The 16969-nt window shown below is 71.9% G+C and carries 18 protein-coding genes; 7 read left to right on the top strand and 11 right to left on the bottom strand.

Translation table 11 applies throughout. The features are described 5' to 3' along the window. Positions 1–18: 18 nt before the first annotated feature. Together FHR33_RS11610 and FHR33_RS11605 are read left to right on the top strand one after the other, a co-directional pair. Positions 19–1176 carry a CaiB/BaiF CoA transferase family protein gene (locus FHR33_RS11610; RefSeq protein WP_183645994.1) on the top strand — a complete coding sequence of 386 codons (1158 nt, stop codon included), beginning with the start codon at positions 19–21 and terminating at the stop codon, positions 1174–1176. 43 nt (positions 1177–1219) lie between these two features. Next, positions 1220–2710, top strand: coding sequence for a carboxyl transferase domain-containing protein (locus FHR33_RS11605; RefSeq protein WP_312895477.1), 1491 nt, complete (start codon positions 1220–1222; stop codon positions 2708–2710). On the opposite strand, the gene FHR33_RS11600 is transcribed toward FHR33_RS11605, so the two are convergent. The 9 genes from FHR33_RS11600 to FHR33_RS11560 form a co-directional block, all read right to left on the bottom strand. After that, positions 2707–4548, bottom strand: a complete 1842-nt coding sequence (locus FHR33_RS11600) for a hypothetical protein (protein WP_183645990.1) — start codon at positions 4546–4548, stop codon at positions 2707–2709. The two genes, FHR33_RS11605 and FHR33_RS11600, sit on opposite strands and share 4 nt — an antisense overlap. Beyond that, positions 4545–5015 (bottom strand): RNA polymerase sigma factor, encoded by a 471-nt coding sequence (locus tag FHR33_RS11595; RefSeq protein ID WP_183645988.1) that lies wholly within the window; start codon positions 5013–5015, stop codon positions 4545–4547. The genes FHR33_RS11600 and FHR33_RS11595 overlap by 4 nt, the downstream gene beginning before the upstream one ends. Before the next feature lie 70 nt (positions 5016–5085). Further along, a complete protein-coding gene (locus FHR33_RS11590; protein ID WP_183645986.1) occupies positions 5086–5481 on the bottom strand; it encodes a UCP033725 family protein in 396 nt (131 codons plus the stop codon). Then, on the bottom strand, positions 5478–5930 hold the full coding sequence (locus tag FHR33_RS11585) for a hypothetical protein (protein WP_312895476.1): 453 nt from the start codon (positions 5928–5930) through the stop codon (positions 5478–5480). Before FHR33_RS11585 ends, FHR33_RS11590 begins: the two co-directional genes overlap by 4 nt. Positions 5931–5954: 24 nt before the next feature. Further along, complete coding sequence (locus FHR33_RS11580) at positions 5955–6731, bottom strand: carbon-nitrogen hydrolase family protein (RefSeq protein ID WP_183645984.1); 777 nt, start codon at positions 6729–6731, stop codon at positions 5955–5957. 10 nt (positions 6732–6741) lie between these two features. Continuing rightward, on the bottom strand, positions 6742–7218 hold the full coding sequence (locus tag FHR33_RS11575) for a hypothetical protein (protein WP_183645982.1): 477 nt from the start codon (positions 7216–7218) through the stop codon (positions 6742–6744). Beyond that, positions 7215–8852, bottom strand: a complete 1638-nt coding sequence (locus FHR33_RS11570) for a RyR domain-containing protein (RefSeq protein WP_183645980.1) — start codon at positions 8850–8852, stop codon at positions 7215–7217. The genes FHR33_RS11575 and FHR33_RS11570 overlap by 4 nt, the downstream gene beginning before the upstream one ends. 60 nt (positions 8853–8912) lie before the next feature. After that, positions 8913–9761: a DUF418 domain-containing protein gene (locus tag FHR33_RS11565; protein ID WP_183645978.1), complete on the bottom strand. Its 849-nt coding sequence runs from the start codon at positions 9759–9761 to the stop codon at positions 8913–8915. Then, on the bottom strand, positions 9758–11458 hold the full coding sequence (locus tag FHR33_RS11560; protein WP_183645977.1) for an alpha/beta hydrolase: 1701 nt from the start codon (positions 11456–11458) through the stop codon (positions 9758–9760). The genes FHR33_RS11565 and FHR33_RS11560 overlap by 4 nt, the downstream gene beginning before the upstream one ends. Before the next feature lie 25 nt (positions 11459–11483). Here FHR33_RS11560 and FHR33_RS11555 point away from each other — a divergent pair, with 25 nt between their 5' ends. Next, positions 11484–12647: a pyridoxal phosphate-dependent aminotransferase gene (locus FHR33_RS11555; RefSeq protein ID WP_183645975.1), complete on the top strand. Its 1164-nt coding sequence runs from the start codon at positions 11484–11486 to the stop codon at positions 12645–12647. Between the two features lie 22 nt (positions 12648–12669). Further along, positions 12670–13356, top strand: coding sequence for an aspartate/glutamate racemase family protein (locus FHR33_RS11550; protein WP_183645973.1), 687 nt, complete (start codon positions 12670–12672; stop codon positions 13354–13356). 30 nt (positions 13357–13386) lie between these two features. On the opposite strand, the gene FHR33_RS11545 is transcribed toward FHR33_RS11550, so the two are convergent. Next, positions 13387–14331 (bottom strand): LysR substrate-binding domain-containing protein, encoded by a 945-nt coding sequence (locus tag FHR33_RS11545; RefSeq protein ID WP_183645971.1) that lies wholly within the window; start codon positions 14329–14331, stop codon positions 13387–13389. Positions 14332–14427: 96 nt separating this feature from the next. Between FHR33_RS11545 and FHR33_RS11540 the strand changes: the two genes are divergently transcribed. The 3 genes from FHR33_RS11540 (at position 14428) to FHR33_RS11530 (ending at position 16221) form a co-directional block, all read left to right on the top strand. Next, positions 14428–14979: a peroxiredoxin gene (locus tag FHR33_RS11540; protein ID WP_312895475.1), complete on the top strand. Its 552-nt coding sequence runs from the start codon at positions 14428–14430 to the stop codon at positions 14977–14979. A gap of 64 nt (positions 14980–15043) precedes the next feature. Further along, a complete protein-coding gene (gene ahpD / locus FHR33_RS11535; RefSeq protein WP_183645969.1) occupies positions 15044–15580 on the top strand; it encodes an alkylhydroperoxidase, AhpD family in 537 nt (178 codons plus the stop codon). A gap of 89 nt (positions 15581–15669) precedes the next feature. Then, positions 15670–16221: a TetR/AcrR family transcriptional regulator gene (locus tag FHR33_RS11530; RefSeq protein WP_312895474.1), complete on the top strand. Its 552-nt coding sequence runs from the start codon at positions 15670–15672 to the stop codon at positions 16219–16221. A 1-nt stretch (position 16222) separates the two neighbouring features. Here FHR33_RS11530 and FHR33_RS11525 read toward each other — a convergent pair whose 3' ends face one another. Further along, positions 16223–16867 (bottom strand): alpha/beta fold hydrolase, encoded by a 645-nt coding sequence (locus tag FHR33_RS11525; protein ID WP_221241059.1) that lies wholly within the window; start codon positions 16865–16867, stop codon positions 16223–16225. Positions 16868–16969 lie beyond the last annotated feature (102 nt).

Genomic DNA, 16969 nt, shown 5'->3' with positions numbered 1-16969 from the left:
CATCACAGGAGGTTGATCTTGCGCGGACCCCTCGGCGACATCGTCGTCCTCGACCTGTCCAGGGCCCTGGCCGGGCCGCACGCCGCCCAGATGCTCGGCGACCTGGGCGCCAAGGTGATCAAGGTCGAGCATCCGGGCGGTGGCGACGAGTCGCGCGGGTGGGGCCCGCCCTTCGTCGGCCCTGACCACGACATCTCCACCTACTTCCTGGCGGCCAACCGCAACAAGCAGTCCATCGCCGTCGACCTGAAGTCGGACGAGGGCAGACGGCTCGTCGAGCGGCTGGTACGGCAGAGCGACGTCCTGATCGAGAACTTCCGCACCGGCGTGCTCGACCGCCTGGGCTTTCCTGTCGAGCGGCTGCACGAGCTCAACCCGCGCCTGGTGATCCTGTCCATCACCGGCTTCGGCCACGACGGCCCCGAGGGCGGCAGGCCGGGCTACGACCAGATCGCCCAGGGCGAGGCGGGGCTCATGTCGCTCACGGGGCCCTCCAAGGACGAGCCGTACCGGGTGGGCGCCTCCATCGCCGACCTGCTGGCCGGCATCCACGGCGCCTACGGCGTGGTCGCCGCCCTCTACGCGCGTGAGCGCACCGGCAGGGGAGAGGTCGTGCGCACCTCCCTGCTGGCCGCGGTGGCGGGCGTGCACTCCTACCACGGCACGGCCTGGACGGTCGGCGGCACGGTCCCGGTCGCTGGCGGCAACCACCACGCCTCCATCGCCCCCTACGGCGCCTTCCGCTGCGCCGACGGCATGCTGCAGATCGCCGCCGCCAATGACGGCCAGTGGCGCAAGGTGGCCACCTTGCTGGACATCGACCCCGATGACGCGAAGTATGCGACGAACAGGCAGAGACTCGCGCACAGGGACGAGCTGATCGCACAGATGGAGAAGTCTCTCGCCCGTCGCGACAGGGAGGACTGGCTGACCGCGCTGGCCGACCTGGGCGTGCCCGCGGGCGCCATCCGCACGCTGGATGAGGTGTACACATGGGAGCAGACCCGTTCCCAGGGGCTGGTCGTGGAGGTGGAGCACCCCGTGCTCGGCACGATCGAGCTGCCGGGACCGCCCCTGCGCTTCGACGGCGCCCCGCGGGCGCGGCACACCGCCCCTCCGGCCCTCGGCCAGGACGGCGAGGCCGTGCTTTCGTGGTTGGCGGAACGGGAACGGTGATCCGCGCGTCAACATTGCAGCACTCGTCGACAGCAGGGGAGCAGTGGTGAGCCGGCCGGATGCGCGCACTCTCATCGAGACGGTCCTCGACAAGGGGTCGTGGAAGTCATGGGACACGCCGCCCGCCGACCCCGCCGTGTCCGGCTCCTCCTACGCCGACGAGCTGGCCGCCGCGCGCGCCAAGACCGGGTTCGACGAGTCGGTGATCACCGGTGAGGGCTTCCTCGGCGGTCGCAGGGTGGCCATCGTGGCCTGCGAGTTCGCCTTCATGGCCGGCTCCATCGGCGTCGCCGCGGCCGAGCGGCTGGTGCTGGCGGTCGAGCGCGCCACCCGCGAGAGGCTGCCGCTGCTGGCCTCGCCCGCCTCGGGAGGCACGCGCATGCAGGAGGGCGCCCTCGCCTTCGCGCAGATGGTCAAGATCACGGTGGCGGTGCAGCGGCACCGCGACGCGGGCCTGCCGTACATCGTCTACCTGCGCCATCCCACGACCGGCGGCGTCTTCGCCAGCTGGGGCTCGCTGGGCCATGTGACCGCGGCCGAGCCGGGCGCGCTGATCGGCTTCCTCGGGCCCAGGGTGTTCGAGTCGCTGCACGGCTACGCCTTCCCCGAGGGCGTCCAGGTGGCGGAGAACCTGTTCGCGCACGGCCTGGTCGACGCCGTCGTCTCGGCCGAGGACGCCCGCGAGGTGGCGATCAGGGCGCTGACCGTCCTCGCGGCCGAGAAGGAGGGCCTGGTCGCGGGGCAGGCGCCGGAGGAGGCGCTGCGCCCCGTCGAGGCGTGGGACGCCATCACCCGCTCGCGCCGCGACGACAGGCCGGGCATCAGGACCCTGCTCAAGCTCGCCGCCACCGACGTCACCCCGCTGAACGGCACCGGCGAGGGCGAGGCCGATCCAGGGCTGCTGCTCGCCCTGGCCAGGTTCGGCGCCGCGCCCGCCGTCGTGCTCGGCCAGGACCGGCGCAGGCAGCGCGCGATAGCTCCGCTCGGCCCCGCCGGGCTCCGGGTGGCCAGACGCGGCATGCGGCTGGCCGCCGAGCTGGGCCTCCCGCTCGTCACCGTGATCGACACGGCAGGGGCCGCGATGTCGAAGGCGGCGGAGGAGGGCGGTCTGGCCGCCGAGATCGCCCGCTCCCTCGCCGACCTCGTCATGCTCGACGCCCCGACCGTCTGCCTGCTGCTCGGCGAGGGCGCGGGCGGAGGGGCGCTGGCCCTGCTGCCGGCCGACAGGGTGCTGGCCGCCCAGCACGCCTGGCTGTCGCCGCTCCCGCCGGAGGGCGCCTCGGCGATCCTCTACCGCAGCGTGGACTTCGCCCCCGAGATCGCTCAGGCGCAGGGGGTGCGCGCCACCGACCTGCGGCGTGACGGCATCGTGGACAGGATCATCCCCGAGGAGCCCGACGCCGCCTACGAGCCGAGGGCCTTCTGCGAGCGGGTGGCCAGGGCGCTGGAGTTCGAGATCGCGCGACTGCTGGAGACGCCGAAGGCGGACAGGTTGCCTGCCCGCCTCGCGCGCTACCGCTCGCTCGGGATCTAGTCCAGTCGCCAGAGCTCCTTGCCGGCGGCGTCGTAGCCGATCACGAGAGCTCCCCCCTCGGCCTTCTTGGCCGGCGTGGAGAACAGCACGAGGCCGAGGCCCCACGGGTCGGGCGTGGTCCCCGCCGCGACCAGACGCGATCCGTCGTCGTAGACCATCTCGACCCGGGCCGTGCCCTTGATCGCGATGCCGGTGAAGATCTCGTCGCCGTAGGTGTAGGTGGCGTCCTCGAAGTCCCGCATCTCGACGGTGAACTGCCGCCCATCCCGCCACATGATCAGGCAGCCGTCCTGGTGGGTGACGGTGACCCCGCCCGCCAGCGTGGCGGCCCTGCCGACCGGAGGGGAGACCGAGCAGCCTGAGGGCGGCTCGCCGCCGATCGCCATGCCGAGTTCACCCCTGGCGTCGCGCAGGTCGAACGTCTCCGTACCGCCCGGGTAGGGGACGGTCCAGATCTTCAGCGGCGCGCCCGCGGGGGCGTGGATCGTCCCCTTGGTCTCGGACTTCTGCGCCGTCACCTGGGTGATGCCGGTCCCCGCCACACCGATCGCGATCGTGCCGAGGTCGGGCAGGCGGCGGGCGTAGTGGGTGGCGACCGGCTCGAAGGCGTTGCAGGTGGTCTTCTTGCCGGGCATCGAGCGGCACAGGCCGTCCCAGGTCCTGCCGTCGGCGAGCGTCACCTTGCTGAACCACACCTTCGCCTCGCCGAGGGTGACGACCTCGCCGATCGGCGGGTGCGGGTCCCAGGCTGGCTTGTCGGCGGGGTGGTCCTCCCGCCAGAGCACCTTGCCGGAGGCGTCGTGGCCGACCAGCTCGAAGCCCTCCAGGTAGGGGTCGCCGGAGCCGGGCAGCTCGCCGGCGAACAGGCTGACTCCCACCTTCCACGGGTCGGTCCTGACCGTGGCCTCCAGGGACGCGCCGCCCCTGCGGGTCAGCGTGACCTTCGCCGCGCCCGCGCGGGCGATGCCGAACCAGCGGTCGCCGTTGACCCTCAGCTCCACCGGGTAGCGCCTGCCGCCCATGTCGGTCATCAGGTCCTTGGCCCTGACGAAGTTGAGTCCGACCTCGCGGCCGCCCCTGGTCCAGATGAGTGTCCTGTCGGGCGTGAGGTAGGGCCGTACGCTCATCCCCTTCATCTCCACGGCGGGACCGGCGGGCTCGCCCTGGTCGGACGCCGGCAGCATCGCCCTCGGCTCCTCCCGCGCGAGGACGGCGCCGTCGGCGGCGGCGAACTCGTAGCGGCCGATCCGCTCGGTGGAGGGGTAGGCGACGGTCCAGATCTGCAGCGGCGCCCCCGAGGGCCGGTACAGTGCGCCGTCGAGCCGCTTGCCGTTCTTGGTCACCGCCGTCACCTTCGCGACGTTCGCGCGCGCCGCGCCGTAGGCGAGGACCTTCTCGCGCGGCGGCACCGACTCCGTGGACCCTTCGAGCCAGGCGGCTTCACTCTCGCGGTTGACGAAAGTGGATCCACACCCGTCGCTGCTGGCACCGCCCGCGTACTGGACGGCCCTGCAGAAGACCAGTGCGCCCTCATGGTCCCTGGCCAGCCACAGCCGCATCGGCCGGTTCTCGGCCGGGTTGTCGATGACCAGCGCCTGGCCGACGGGGGTCGGCTTGGGTGGCGGTCCCGTCATCACCTGACCCCCCTGGAACCCGCCGAGCAGGACGGGCACGAGCAGAGCGACCAGCGCGACGGGCAGCGCGACCAGGACAACCCCCCACCGGCGCAGCGGCCCGCGCCTGCGCTCCTGCACGCGCAGCCAGGCGGTCGGGCTGGTCTCGTAGGTCTGGGCCCTGGCGTCGAGGGCGGCGCGCAGGCGCTCTTCGAGGTCGTTCACAGCTTCCCCCTCAGGGCGGCGAGGCCGCGGCTGGCGTGCGTCTTCACCGAGCCGGGCGTCACGCCCATGGCCTCGGCGATCTCTCGTTCGGACAGGTCGAGCCAGTAGCGCAGGATCAGCGCCTCGCGCTGACGGCGCGGCAGCGCGTCGAGGGCGGCCAGCAGCTCACGGTGCTCCTCCGCCACCAGGACGGCGTGCTCGCTGCTGCGGGCGTGCTCGGGCGGCTCGGGACGGCGCAGCCGCGTGATGCGCAGGTGCCGCAGCCGGTTGCGGGTCAGGTTGCAGACGATCGAGCGCAGGTAGCCGAGTGCGGCCCCCTCGTCACGCAGGCGGCGGGTGTGCAGCCTGGCGAACGCCTCCTGGGCGATGTCCTCGGGGTCGTCCGCGCCCAGCAGACCCGCCAGCCGTACGAGCGAGCCGTAGTGGGCGGCGAACAGCTCCGCGTGGCCCGGGGGCGCGGGCGTCATGGTGGGTGTTTCCATCACATCTGAGAGACCCCTGAGGGGACGGCCGGTTGACGGCGGCGCCGAGATTTTTCTACGTGACGGGCAGGCGCTCGACCCTGATCGAGAAGACCTCTTCGCGTGGCACGACGACCTCGTAGGCGCCGTGGTCGACCATCCAGTAGCCGAGGGCCTCGGCCTTCATGCCGCTGTGGCCGGTGTAGGCGATGTGCAGGCCGTCGTCGTCCTCGTCGAGGATGACGCACGGCTCGCCGCCGAAGGCGCCGACCGTGCGCACCAGCACGAGCCACTCCAGGTCGGAGCGGTCCACGGTACGCCGCCAGTAGCCGGAGGCGGCCTCGAAGCCCTCGAGCTCCTCCTCGCTGAACAGCACGACCTCGTCGCTGTCGGGGCCGATCGCCGCCGGATGGGTGTGTCCCCTGTGGCGGGCGACGAACCCCGAGGCCACGGGAACGATCTCGTCGCTCATGCGGAGGGCCGCCAGGTGAGCCCGTCGTAGAGGGCGAAGGGCCGCTCGCCCCTGTCGCTCACGTGCACGATCTCGGCCCCCGCGGGGATCGGCATCGGCGCGGTGTGGAACTGGGGCACCACGTGCTCGCGCGAGGTGGTGAACCCGTTCCCCGCAAACGGCGGCGCGTCGCTCCAGTCGCCGCCCATGTGCGGCCCGTACGGCACCGCGTAGGTGTCGACGTCTCGTGCGTACCACCGCATGACGTACAGCTCGGGCACCTCCGCGCTCAGCTCCGATCCTTCGAACGACAGGTCGAGCCCCAGGAACAGGGTGCGCGGCGTGGTCAGCCGCGCGCAGTCCTGGACTCTGTAGACGTAGCCGGAGATGACCGTGCGCTTGCCCGAGAGGTAGGGCACGAGCAGCCGAGGCGGCACCACCTTCTGCATCTGCGTCCTACGCTCGTTCACGACACCACTTTACGATCTCTTGGCCTACAGCACTCTGTGTTCGAGGCAGGGCAGGGCCGCGCGAGCCGACGCGGTCGCCTCGGGATCGACCTCGACCACCTGCACGGCGGGTCCGCTACCCAGGTCGGCGCGGACCACGCCCAGCGGGTCGACCAGCATGCTGCGCCCGATGCCGAATCCGTCGCCCGACTCGGAGGGGTTGGGCGCCTGGCCGACGGCGGCGGTCCACATGGTGTTCTCCAGGGCCCTGGCGCGCACCAGCGTGATCCAGTGGTCCTCCTTGAGCGGGCCCGAACCCCAGGCGGCGATCACCGCGAACAGGTCGGCGCCCCTGTCGACCAGCGCCCTGGCCAGCTCGGGGAAGCGGATGTCGTAGCAGGTGAGCAGGCCGATCCTGAGCCCGGCCAGCTCGACCACGGCCGGCTCGGAGCCCGGGGCGACCAGCTCTGACTCGCGGAAGCCGAAGGAGTCGAACAGGTGGATCTTCCTGTAGGCGGCCACGACCGCGCCCGAGGCGTCGATCGCGACGGCGGTGTTGTGAACCCTGCCCTCGGCGGGCTCGAACACCCCTGCGATCACCGCGACGCCATGCTCGCGGGCCGCCGCGGCCAGACCGGTGACGAAGGGCCCGTCGAGCGGCTCGGCCAGGTCGCTGACGCTCCTGCCGAACCTGGTCAGGGTGGCCTCGGGGAAGATCGCCAGGTCGGCGCCCTGCGCCCTGGCCAGGGCCTCCGTGGCCCGCTTGAGGTTGGCGGCGGGATCGGGGGAGACCGGCAGCTGGCACAGGGCGATTCTCGTCACGCCTCCGAGACTATGCCCGCATGGAACCGGGCGGCCAGATCACCCGGACGGGCTTGCCCGCCCGCCTGGCCATGGCGACCACGTCGGCCGTGCCGCCGGGCCCTGCGGGCGGCCCGCCGTCCCAGACGGCCACCAGCTCGTCGGCGGCCTCCAGCATCGCCTTCGCGGCGGCGAGGTAGGCGGGCACGCCCGCCTCGTCGAAGGGCAGCAGGACGACCTGGCTCGCCTTGCCGAGCAGCAGGTCGTAAGTGCGGCGGGCCGCCGCGGGCAGGCTGTCCCTGTAGCGGCGGGCGGGCAGGACGGCGCGCAGCTCGCCGCCCGCCGCGATCGTCTCGGCCGCGAAGATCTGGTCGGCGCCCTCGGCCAGGCAGGACAGTCCCACCAGCCCCGGCCCCGCGCCGGCCAGCTCCTCGCGCAGCGCCCTGCCGACCAGCTCGACGGTGTGCGGGGTCAGCGCCCTGTGGCCTGTCACGGCGAGCTTCGTCATCGGGTGCGCACCACCTGGAAGCCCGCGATGGCCAGGATGTCGGGCAGGTTCCTGATCGTCTCGCGGTCCTTCTCCTTCGCCGAGATCGACAAGGCGGCCCAATCTTCTATGTCGGGATGTGTCCGCTTCGCCGCGTCCCTCAGCGGTCCGTGCCTCCAGCCGCGTGCCAGCATCATCCGCATCCAGCGCACGTGCTCCATCTCGGCGAGAACCTCGATCTCCTCCTTGGTGAAGGCGTAGCCCAGCTCGGGATCGACCCGGGGGCCGAGAGCGCAGCCGACCTCCCTGAGCTTCCTGCCGATGTCCTCGGCCAGCAGCCTGTTGGACTCCTTCTTGTCCTCCTCCAGCTCCTCCCACGGCACCAGCGAGGAGTTGAGCGACGGGCTGCCGCCCCTGCTCGCCTGGCCGGCGAGGTAGTGGTGGTGCGCCGTCGTGGCCAGGGTCTCCACCAGGTCCTCGGCGATCAGCCCGGGATCGGCGGCGGCGTCGGTGACGGGAAAGACCCTGAGCGCGCCGTCGAGCCCCTCCAGCAGGCCCGCGTCGAAGGCCGCGGCGTGCTCGACCCGGACGACCAGTGACCCCGGGCCGCCTCCCCACAGCCGCAGCGAGGTCAGCGCGGTCTTCAGCGCGAGGTCCTGGTCGGGGTAGCAGACGTAGACCCTGCGCGGCGGCCCCTCGGGCAGCGCGCCGGGCCGGCTCACCTGTTCGGGCTCCAGGTCGAGCGCGGTCAGCTCGCAGGACTTCAGCAGCAGGTCGTGCCTGACGGACAGGGCCGCCACGACGCCGGACGCCTCCGCGTCGACGACCGTGACGGGCAGCGGGCCCGCCGCCGGCGAGCGCGGGCGCCACTGCCTGGCCAGCTCCAGCAGCAGCATCCTGCCGAACGTGCCGAGACCGATGATCATGACGGGCGCCGGTTCGCCGATCGGGTCGCTCTTCAGCAACGCCCTGGCAGCCAGCGCGTCGGGGTTGAAGAAGTCGAGGTGCAGACCGGTGGGGCGGGTCAGGCCGAGGCGTCTGGCGCGCAGCGCCGCGCACAGGTCGGGATCGGAGATGAGCCCGTAGGCGGCGAGGGGGCGGCTGCCGGGCCTGCGCAGGGCGTGCGCGGCCAGCGCGATCGCGGTGTTGGTCGCGCTGTCGCCCTCGCAGGCGTACAGGACCGAGGCGCGTTCGACGCCCGCGGCGCGCAGCACGGCGGGATCCCTGGGGTCGCCCGCGACGTGCATGACGGCCCTGTCGGCGCTGGGGGAGGCGGCGATCCGCACGACGGTGCGGCGCGCCGTACGCAGGCGCTGGGTCAGCGCCTGCGCGATCGGGCCGGTGCCGCAGATCACCGCGTGCCCGCGCGAACGGCGGGCGCGCAGCCGCCTGATCTCGGTGGAGAACAGCAGCAGCACACCGGCCACCAGGGCGTAGACGGTCGCGGCCGGCGCGGTGAAGCGGGCCACCTCCAGCGCCCATCCCAGGGGCGCGTGGCCGACGTCGAAGGGCGCGGGATCGAGGACGAACAGCTGCAGCGAGTAGTAGACGAGGTCGAACACGGACGAGCCTGGCCCCAGGAAGGCGGCGAAGCCGGCGATCCCGAGAACGAACGAGGCGAGCACGAGCACGGCGAACGACAGCCGTAGCGTCACAGTGTCTCCCGACCTTGGACAGTCCTTCCGCTACTCGTGTATCCGGGGGCGGGGGCGCCGTCAACGGTCAGAAGAGACGAGCCTGTTGCCCACCGGCTTCCACCGGGTGAGCGCCCGCCACGCCCACTCGAGCGGGCCGTACCTGAACCTGGACAGCCACCACCAGCTGAACAGCAGCTGCGCCAGCAGCGTCACCCCCGTCACCGCCAGCACCGGCCAGCGGGTGGGGCCGGTCAGCACGATGACCACGGTGCCGGTGACGTAGTTGGTCAGCGCCATCCTGCCCAGGGGCTCCAGCCAGCGCGGCCGCAGGTACAGGATCGCGATGGAGTAGGCCGCCGCCCCCGCCAGCCCGGCGACCACGTAGATCCACCACTGCTGGGTGATCGGATAGAGCCACGTGAACACCGCCGAGACGGCCGCGGACACCACGAGGCCCGGCAGCAGCCAGCGACGGCCGGGCCGCAGCTCCATCAGCGTCATGCCGATCAGGAAGAGCCCAGGGACGATCAGGACGCCGCCGCCCATCCACGTGCCCCACCCGAGCGCCGCGACACCGAGCACCAGGATCGGCCATCCTGGCGACAGGAACGAGACGGGCAGCAGCACACCGAGCCCGAACAGCGCGTAGTCGGTCAGCACCTCGCCCTCGTACCAGGTGTGCTGGATCAGCCCGAACAGCAGCAGCCACAGCAGCCTGCGCAGCAGCACCCACCGGGAGGCGCCGCGCAGCACCAGCACGAAGCTGATGCCGAACAGCAGCGAGAAGATCGGGTAGAAGCGGCCCTGGAAGAAGGTCTCGATCCACCACTCGCCCTTGGGCCCCTCGTGGTGCTGCCAGGTGTTGACCAGCATGATCCCGCACACCGCGAAGCCGCGGAGCGCGTCGAGCTCTCTGATGCGCGTCAAAGGAACCAGGACCACCACCATACGAGGAACCCCGCCGCGACGGTCGCGGCCAGGCTGTTGGGGATTGTACGGGCGCGAGCCAGCGCCGCGACGGTAAGCAACGCCGAACCCACCGCGATCCACCCGTACAACTCCAGCACGCGCGGCACGCCCACGGCCAGTGCCGTCTCGTTCACCTTCGTCAGCCCCCACACCGCGTCGGCGGCCAGGCCGGTGAACGCCAGGCCCGTCAGGCCCGCGAAGGCGGTCAGCGCCCTGCCCCTGATCGCGCCCGTGACCAGCTGGGCAAGGCTGGCCAGCACGAACAGCGCCGCCGGCGCGGCCAGCCACGGAGCGGTCATCGCCTGGTAGGGGGCGCCTGTGACGTGTAGGTCGCCGGGCCGCACAGCGGGAAGGCGGCGCACGGAGGGGTCGCAGGGCTGCTTCCAGCCCTCGGGATCGGCCAGGAAGGCGGCGATGGTGCGTGCGCCGCACCGGTCGGAGAGGAACACCGCGTGTCCCACCCCCGCGAACTCGACGAAGCGGGCGTGGGGCAGCCGCTCGGCGGCGGGTCTGGCGGTCCTGGGGGGCGTGGTGGGGTCGTACTGTCCTGCGAGCACCAGGACGGGCGCCTTCGTGCTCGCCTTCGTCGGCTTCGAGGCCGGCAGCCGCCACTCCGCGCACACCGCCCTGTCCACGTTCACCGTGAACAGGCGCGACCTGTCGGGGAAGGTGGCCTCGTCCTGGCACTGGACGGCGTGGTAGAGCCCGAACTCGTGGGAGGCCAGGCCGGGGCCCGTCTGGTCGGCCAGCGGGCGCAGCAGCTCGTCGTGCCCCTCGGCGAGCGCGCCGACCAGCGCGGGCGCCGCGGCGATCACGCTCGTGTCGTGCAGCCCCTCGGCCAGCACGGTCGCCACGTCGTCGCCCGTCAGCCTGGCGGTGAACGCCCTGCCGGTCAGCGGGTCGGTGGTCGGCACCAGGGCGGGGTCGTCGTTGAGTCGCCCGGTCATCACCTCGAAATCCTCGTCGATGCCGAGCGCGGCCACCGTGTCGTCCAGGTTGCGGTCGGCGTCGCCGTACCAGGACACCTCCTGCGGCAGGAAGGAGTCGAGCACGACGGCGGCGGTCCCGCCGGGGTCGGCGGCGGCCGCGTCCACCATCACCCTGGTGGAGTAGCTGACGCCGAACAGGTTCCACTTCTCGTAGCCGAGCGCCTTGCGCAGGTCCACGACGTCGGCGGCGATCTCCTTGGTGGTGTACCCGCGCAGGTCGACGCCCGCCTCCTGGTGGCGCCTGCGGCAGTCGCGCGCGCCCCTGGCCATGTCGGCGCCGGGGGCGCGCAGCCGGTCGAGCATCGCCGCCACGGTCTCGGGGCAGCCGAGGGTGGGCTTGGAGAACCTGCTGCCGCGCTGTTCGACGGTCACGACGTCGCGGTCGGGAAAGAGCGCCGCCAGGTAGCCGGTGAGCTGGATGGAGGCCGAGCCGGGGCCGCCGCTCATGTAGACCACCGGATCGCCCGAGGGAGCGTCCGACCGGTGGACGGCGTAGCCCACCCTGATCGTCGTGCCGGGGGCGTCGCGGCGCTCGGGCACCACCAGGAAGCCGCACCGTGTTCCCTCGGGCATCGCGACGGGACACGCCCTGGCCTCCAGGGGGACGGGAGCGGCGGTCAGAGGGCCGGACACGAGGGTGAGGGCGAGGACGACCCGGGTGATCACCCCTCGAGACTAATAGTCTGGCTCTGTGAGCGATCCCCTTGTTTCCCGCATGCGACGGTTCGGGACCACCATCTTCGCCGAGATGAGCGCGCTGGCCGTAAGGACCGGGTCGATCAATCTGGGGCAGGGCTTCCCCGACACCGACGGCCCCGCCTCGATGCTCGACCGCGCGGTGGAGGCCATCAGGTCGGGCGTCAACCAGTACCCGCCGGGGCCGGGTCTGCCGCAGCTGCGGCAGGCGGTGTCGGAGCACAGGAGGCTGCACTACGGTCTCGACTACGACCCCGACGGCGAGGTGCTGGTCACCGTCGGGGCGACCGAGGCCATCGCGGCGACGGTGCTGGCCCTGTGCGAGCAGGGCGACGAGGTGATCGCCTTCGAGCCCTACTACGACTCCTACGCCGCCTCCATCGCGCTGGCCGGCGCGAGGCTGGCCGCGGTCACGCTGCGCCCGAAGGAGGGCCGTTTCACCTTCGACCCCGACGAGCTGCGCGCCGCCGTCACACCGCGCACCAGGGCGATCCTCGTCAACTCCCCGCACAACCCGACGGGCACGGTCTTCACCCGCGAGGAACTGGCCGTCATCGCCGAGGTGTGCCAGGAGCGCGACCTGATCGCGATCACCGACGAGGTCTACGAGCACCTCACCTTCGACGGCGTCGCGCACGTCCCGCTCGCCACGCTGCCCGGCATGCGTGAGAGGACCGTGATGATCTCCTCCGCGGGCAAGACGTTCTCCGTCACGGGATGGAAGACCGGCTGGGTGTGCGCGCCGCCCGAGCTGACGCGGGCGGCGCAGACGGTCAAGCAGTTCCTCACCTTCACCGTGGGCGGGCCCTGGCAGCTGGCCGTGGCGCACGGCCTGCGCGAGGAGCTGGGCTGGGTGGCCGAGCTGCGGGCGGCGCTGCAGAGCAAGCGCGACAGGCTCATGAGCGGGTTGTCGGGCGCGGGCTTCGAGGTGCTGAAGCCGTCGGGCACCTACTTCGTGCAGACCGACATCAGGCCGCTGGGCTTCACCGACGGGCTCGAGCTGACCAGGCGCCTGCCCGAGCTGGCAGGCGTGGTGGCCATCCCGACGCAGGTCTTCTACGACCACCCCGAGCGCGGAAGGCACTTCGTCAGGTTCGCCTTCTGCAAGAAGGACGAGGTCATCGACGAGGCGGTGACCAGGCTCAAGCGACTCGGCTAATACTGGTATACCGTTACGCGGCATGGAGATCCTGGTGGTCAACCCCAACCGCGTCGACGGCTGCACCCGCCTGATCCACGCGGCGGCCCGCGCCGCCGCCGCGCCGGGCACCACCGTCACCACGCTCGCGCCGGGGCGCGGCCCCTTCGAGCTGACGGGGCAGTCGGAGGTGCTGTTCAGCGCGGTCGGCGTGCTGGAGGTCATCGCGCGCACGCCCGCCGACGCCGTGGTCATGGCGGGCTTCGGCGAGCCTGGCAAGGAGGCCGCGCAGGAGCTGACCGCCGCGCCCGTGCTCGACATCACCGAGTGCGGCCCGCTGCTGGCCCGCGCGCTCGGAGCCTCCTACACGATCGTCACCTCCACCACCGCGGCGGTGCCGATCGTCGAGGACCGCCTCAGGGCGCTGCGCCTCGACGCGGCCTGCGCCGCCGTACTGGCCTCGGGGCAGAGCGTGCCCGACCTGGTCGAGCGGCGGGAGCGGGCGCTGGAGGCGGTGACGGGCGTCGCGGCGCTGGCCGCGACCGAGGTCGTCGTGCTGGGCTGCGGCGGCATGGCGGGCATGGCCGCCGACGTCGCGGCGGCCACGGGGCGCGTCGTCGTGGACGGCGTGGGCGCAGCGGTCAAGCTGGCCGAGTCGCTGGGCGCGCTGGGCCTGGCCCCCGCCAGGGCGCCTCGCCCGCCGGTCACCGGCTGGCCGTTCGGCGACTGATCCGGAGGGAGGCCGGCGCGCGGGGACGCCTCAGGAGATCACCTTCACCGGCAGCTTGCGCTGCCTGACCGCCCCGCGCACCGCCTTGGCCAGCTGCGCGTACTCCGCCGCCCGCGCCGAGCTCGCCCTGTAGGCCAGGCCGATCGTCCGCCCCGGCGCGGGATGGGCGAAGCGGCGCAGCGCCAGCCGTACCCTCTTGCCCGTCTCCACCGGCACCGCCGACTCCGGCAGCAGGGTCACCCCGAGCCCGCCCGCCACCAGTTGCACCAGCGTCGGCAGACTGGTGGCGTAGGTGGTCGCGGTGGCCCGCGCCCCCACTTCCCTGCACACGTCTATCGCCTGCTCGCGCAGGCAGTGGCCCTGGTTGAGCAGCACGATGTCGAGGCCCTTCAGCGCCGACCTGCTCAGCGGCGCGTCCTCGGCGGTCAGGGGATGCCCCTCGGGCAGCGCCAGCAGGAAGTCCTCGTCGTAGAGCGGCTCCTCCACCAGCCCGCTCGTCTCGGTCGGCAGCGCCAGCAGCACCAGGTCGAGCCTGCCCTCGCGCACCTCCTCCACGATCGTCTCGGTCTTGGCCTCGTGCACCGTCAGCTTCAGGTGCGGGAAGCGTCTGGCGAACATCGGCAGCAGCGCGGGCAGCACGTACGGCGCGACGGTCGGTATCACCCCGAGGTGCGCGGGCCCGCTGAACGGCTCGCGGTTCCTGTCCACCTCGCCGATGAGGTCGTCGACCGCCGCGAGCACCCTGGTCGCGTGCACGGCCACCCGCTCGCCCGCAGGGGTGAGCAGCACCCTGCGGGTGGTCCGCTCCAGCAGCTGGGTGTCGAGGATCTCCTCCAGCGCGGAGACCGACGCCGACAGCGCCGGCTGGCTCATCCGCAGCGCCGTGGCCGCCTCCCTGAAGTGGAGATGGTCGGCTACAGCGAGGAACGCGCGCAGCTGAGCGAGGGTGGGCGAGGGCTCACTGATAGGAATCACCTCTCAGATTCGTCCGACTGCTCGATTTCTCGGATCAATGCTAGGTGAGGCACCCTGAAGCCCTGACAACGACGTCTTCCTCAAGGAGATATTCACGTGCTCACCGTTGGTGACAAGTTCCCCGAGTACGAACTCACCGCCTGTGTCGACCTCGACCCCGACAAGGCGTTCGCGGAGATCAACCACAAGTCCTACGAGGGCAAGTGGCGCGTGGTGTTCTTCTGGCCGAAGGACTTCACCTTCGTGTGTCCCACCGAGATCGCCGAGTTCGGCCGGCTCAACGAGGACTTCGCCGACCGCGACGCCCAGGTGCTCGGTGTCTCCGTCGACTCGGAGTACGTCCACCACGCCTGGCGCAAGGACCACGAGGACCTGCGCGACCTGCCCTTCCCGATGCTGAGCGACATCAAGCGCGAGCTGTCGTCGGCGCTCGGCGTCCTCGGCGAGGACGGCGTCGCCCAGCGCGCCACCTTCATCGTGGACCCCAACAACGAGATCCAGTTCGCCATGGTCACCGCGGGCTCGGTCGGCCGCAACGTCAAGGAGGTCCTGCGGGTCCTCGACGCGCTGCAGTCCGACGAGCTGTGCCCGTGCAACTGGAACAAGGGCGAGAAGGGCCTCGACGCGAAGGCGCTGCTGGGCGCATGAGCGAGCGAAGCGAGCGCAGGGAACACAGCCATCTGATGCTTGTGCGACCGACGAAGGAGGGCGCATGAGCATCGACAACCTGAAGGCCGCTCTGCCCGACTACGCCAAGGACACCAAGCTCAACCTGGGCTCGGTCACGACGACGTCGTCGCTGACCGACCAGCAGCTGTGGGGCGCGGCGCTGGCGTGCGCGATGGCCACCAGGTCGGCGCAGGTCATCGCCGAGGTCGCGGGCGAGGCCGCCGGCAACCTGTCGGCCGAGGCGTTCAAGGCCGCCAAGGCCGCCGCCTCGATCATGGCGATGAACAACGTCTACTACCGGGCCACGCACCTCATCGGCGACGAGCAGTACAGCACGATGCCGGCCAAGCTCCGCATGACCGTCATCGGCAACCCCGGCGTCGACAAGGTCGACTTCGAGCTGTGGTGCCTCGCGGTCTCGGCGGTCAACGGCTGCGGCCGCTGCCTGGAGTCGCACGAGCAGGTGCTGCGCGGCGCGGGCATGCCGCGTGAGCAGATCCAGGAGGCGCTGCGGATCGCCGCGGTGATCAACGCGACGGCCGCGACCCTCGAGGCCGAGGCCGCCCTCGTCACGGTCTGACCTCCACGAGAAGCACGGCGGGCGCTCCCTTGCCCAAGGGAGCGCCCTTTCGCGTCTCCGCACGCGCTCCCAGGTGGGAGGATCCAGGTGTGGAAGAGGTACGGCTGCGCGACAGGCACGCCACCAGGCTGCGCATCATGGAGGCGGCCAGAGAGCTGTTCGCCGAACACGGCTACGACCAGGTGACGATGCGCCTCATCGCGGCGAGGGCGGAGGCGAACCTCTCGCTGATCAACCGCTACTTCGGCAGCAAGCGTGACCTGTTCGCCGAGGTGATCGCCGAACAGGGCCGCTTCCCCGGCGTGTTCGACGAGGCGGGCGGCGACCTGCCGAGGGCGCTGGCCGAGTACGTCGCCGACCGGCTGACCTCGCCGGGCGACAGCGTGCTGGTGGCCACCCTGGCGCGTTCCACGCCCACCTCGGAGATCCAGGAGATCATCCGCGAGCGCATCCGCACCGCGATACTCGAGCCGCTGAGCGAGCGCCTGCCGGGCGACGACGCCGAGATGCGCGCCTCCCTCGCCACCGCCCTCATCATGGGCAGCGCCCAGTTGCGCAGGGTCTTCGGCCCGGCCGGCGAGTGGCGGCGTGAGGCGGTCGTCGACCGTCTCACGCGGGTCTTCCGCGCCTGCCTCGGCTGAGCTATTCCAGGAACCGCCCGACGGCCGCCCAGAACTCCTCGGGCGCGTCGGCGTGGATCAGGTGCCCCACGCCGATGGTGACCAGCTTCGCGCCGGGGATGAGGTCGGCCAGCGGCTCGGCGATGACATGGCTGGCGGGTCCGCCTGCCAGCACCAGCGTGGGAGCCGTGACGCGCTTCAGCCCCTCGGCCCACGCGGGGTCGGGAGAGACGATCTGACGCTCGGTCTCGACCATCATGGGGGAGTCGTCCACCAGCGCGGGCCGCTCGTGCGGCACCGGCGCGGGCGGGTCCTCCAGCACCAGCAGCGAGACCCGCTCGGGGTGGTTCATGGCCAGGTGGTAGGCGACCACGCCGCCGAGGGAGTGGCCGATCAGGATGGCCTGGTCCACGCCGAGCGCGCCGAGCAGGGCCACGACGTCCTCGGCCATGTCGGGCAGTTCGTAGCGGCCGGGGCGCTCGCTGGCGCCGTGTCCCCGCAGGTCGGGCGCGATCACGTGGAAGCGTTCGGCGAAGCGGCGGATGAACGGGTTCCAGTTGTTGTGGTCGGCGGTGCGCCCGTGCAGCAGGACCAGCGTGGGGGCCGCGGGGTCGCCCTCCTCCCTGTAGGAAAGGTCGACGCCGTTGACGTGTGCGGTGCGAATCACGTCCGTGAGGCTACCTTTGTCCCGAGATGACCCGCGGACGGCGTCCGCCATGCCGCCCCTCACATCATGGGCAAAGGTTGCCAATGAACGCCTTGTCCAGCG

This window comes from Nonomuraea dietziae (assembly GCF_014195505.1).
Taxonomy (GTDB): Bacteria; Actinomycetota; Actinomycetes; order Streptosporangiales; family Streptosporangiaceae; genus Nonomuraea; species Nonomuraea roseola.
This window is presented reverse-complemented; position numbering and strand designations above follow the sequence as displayed.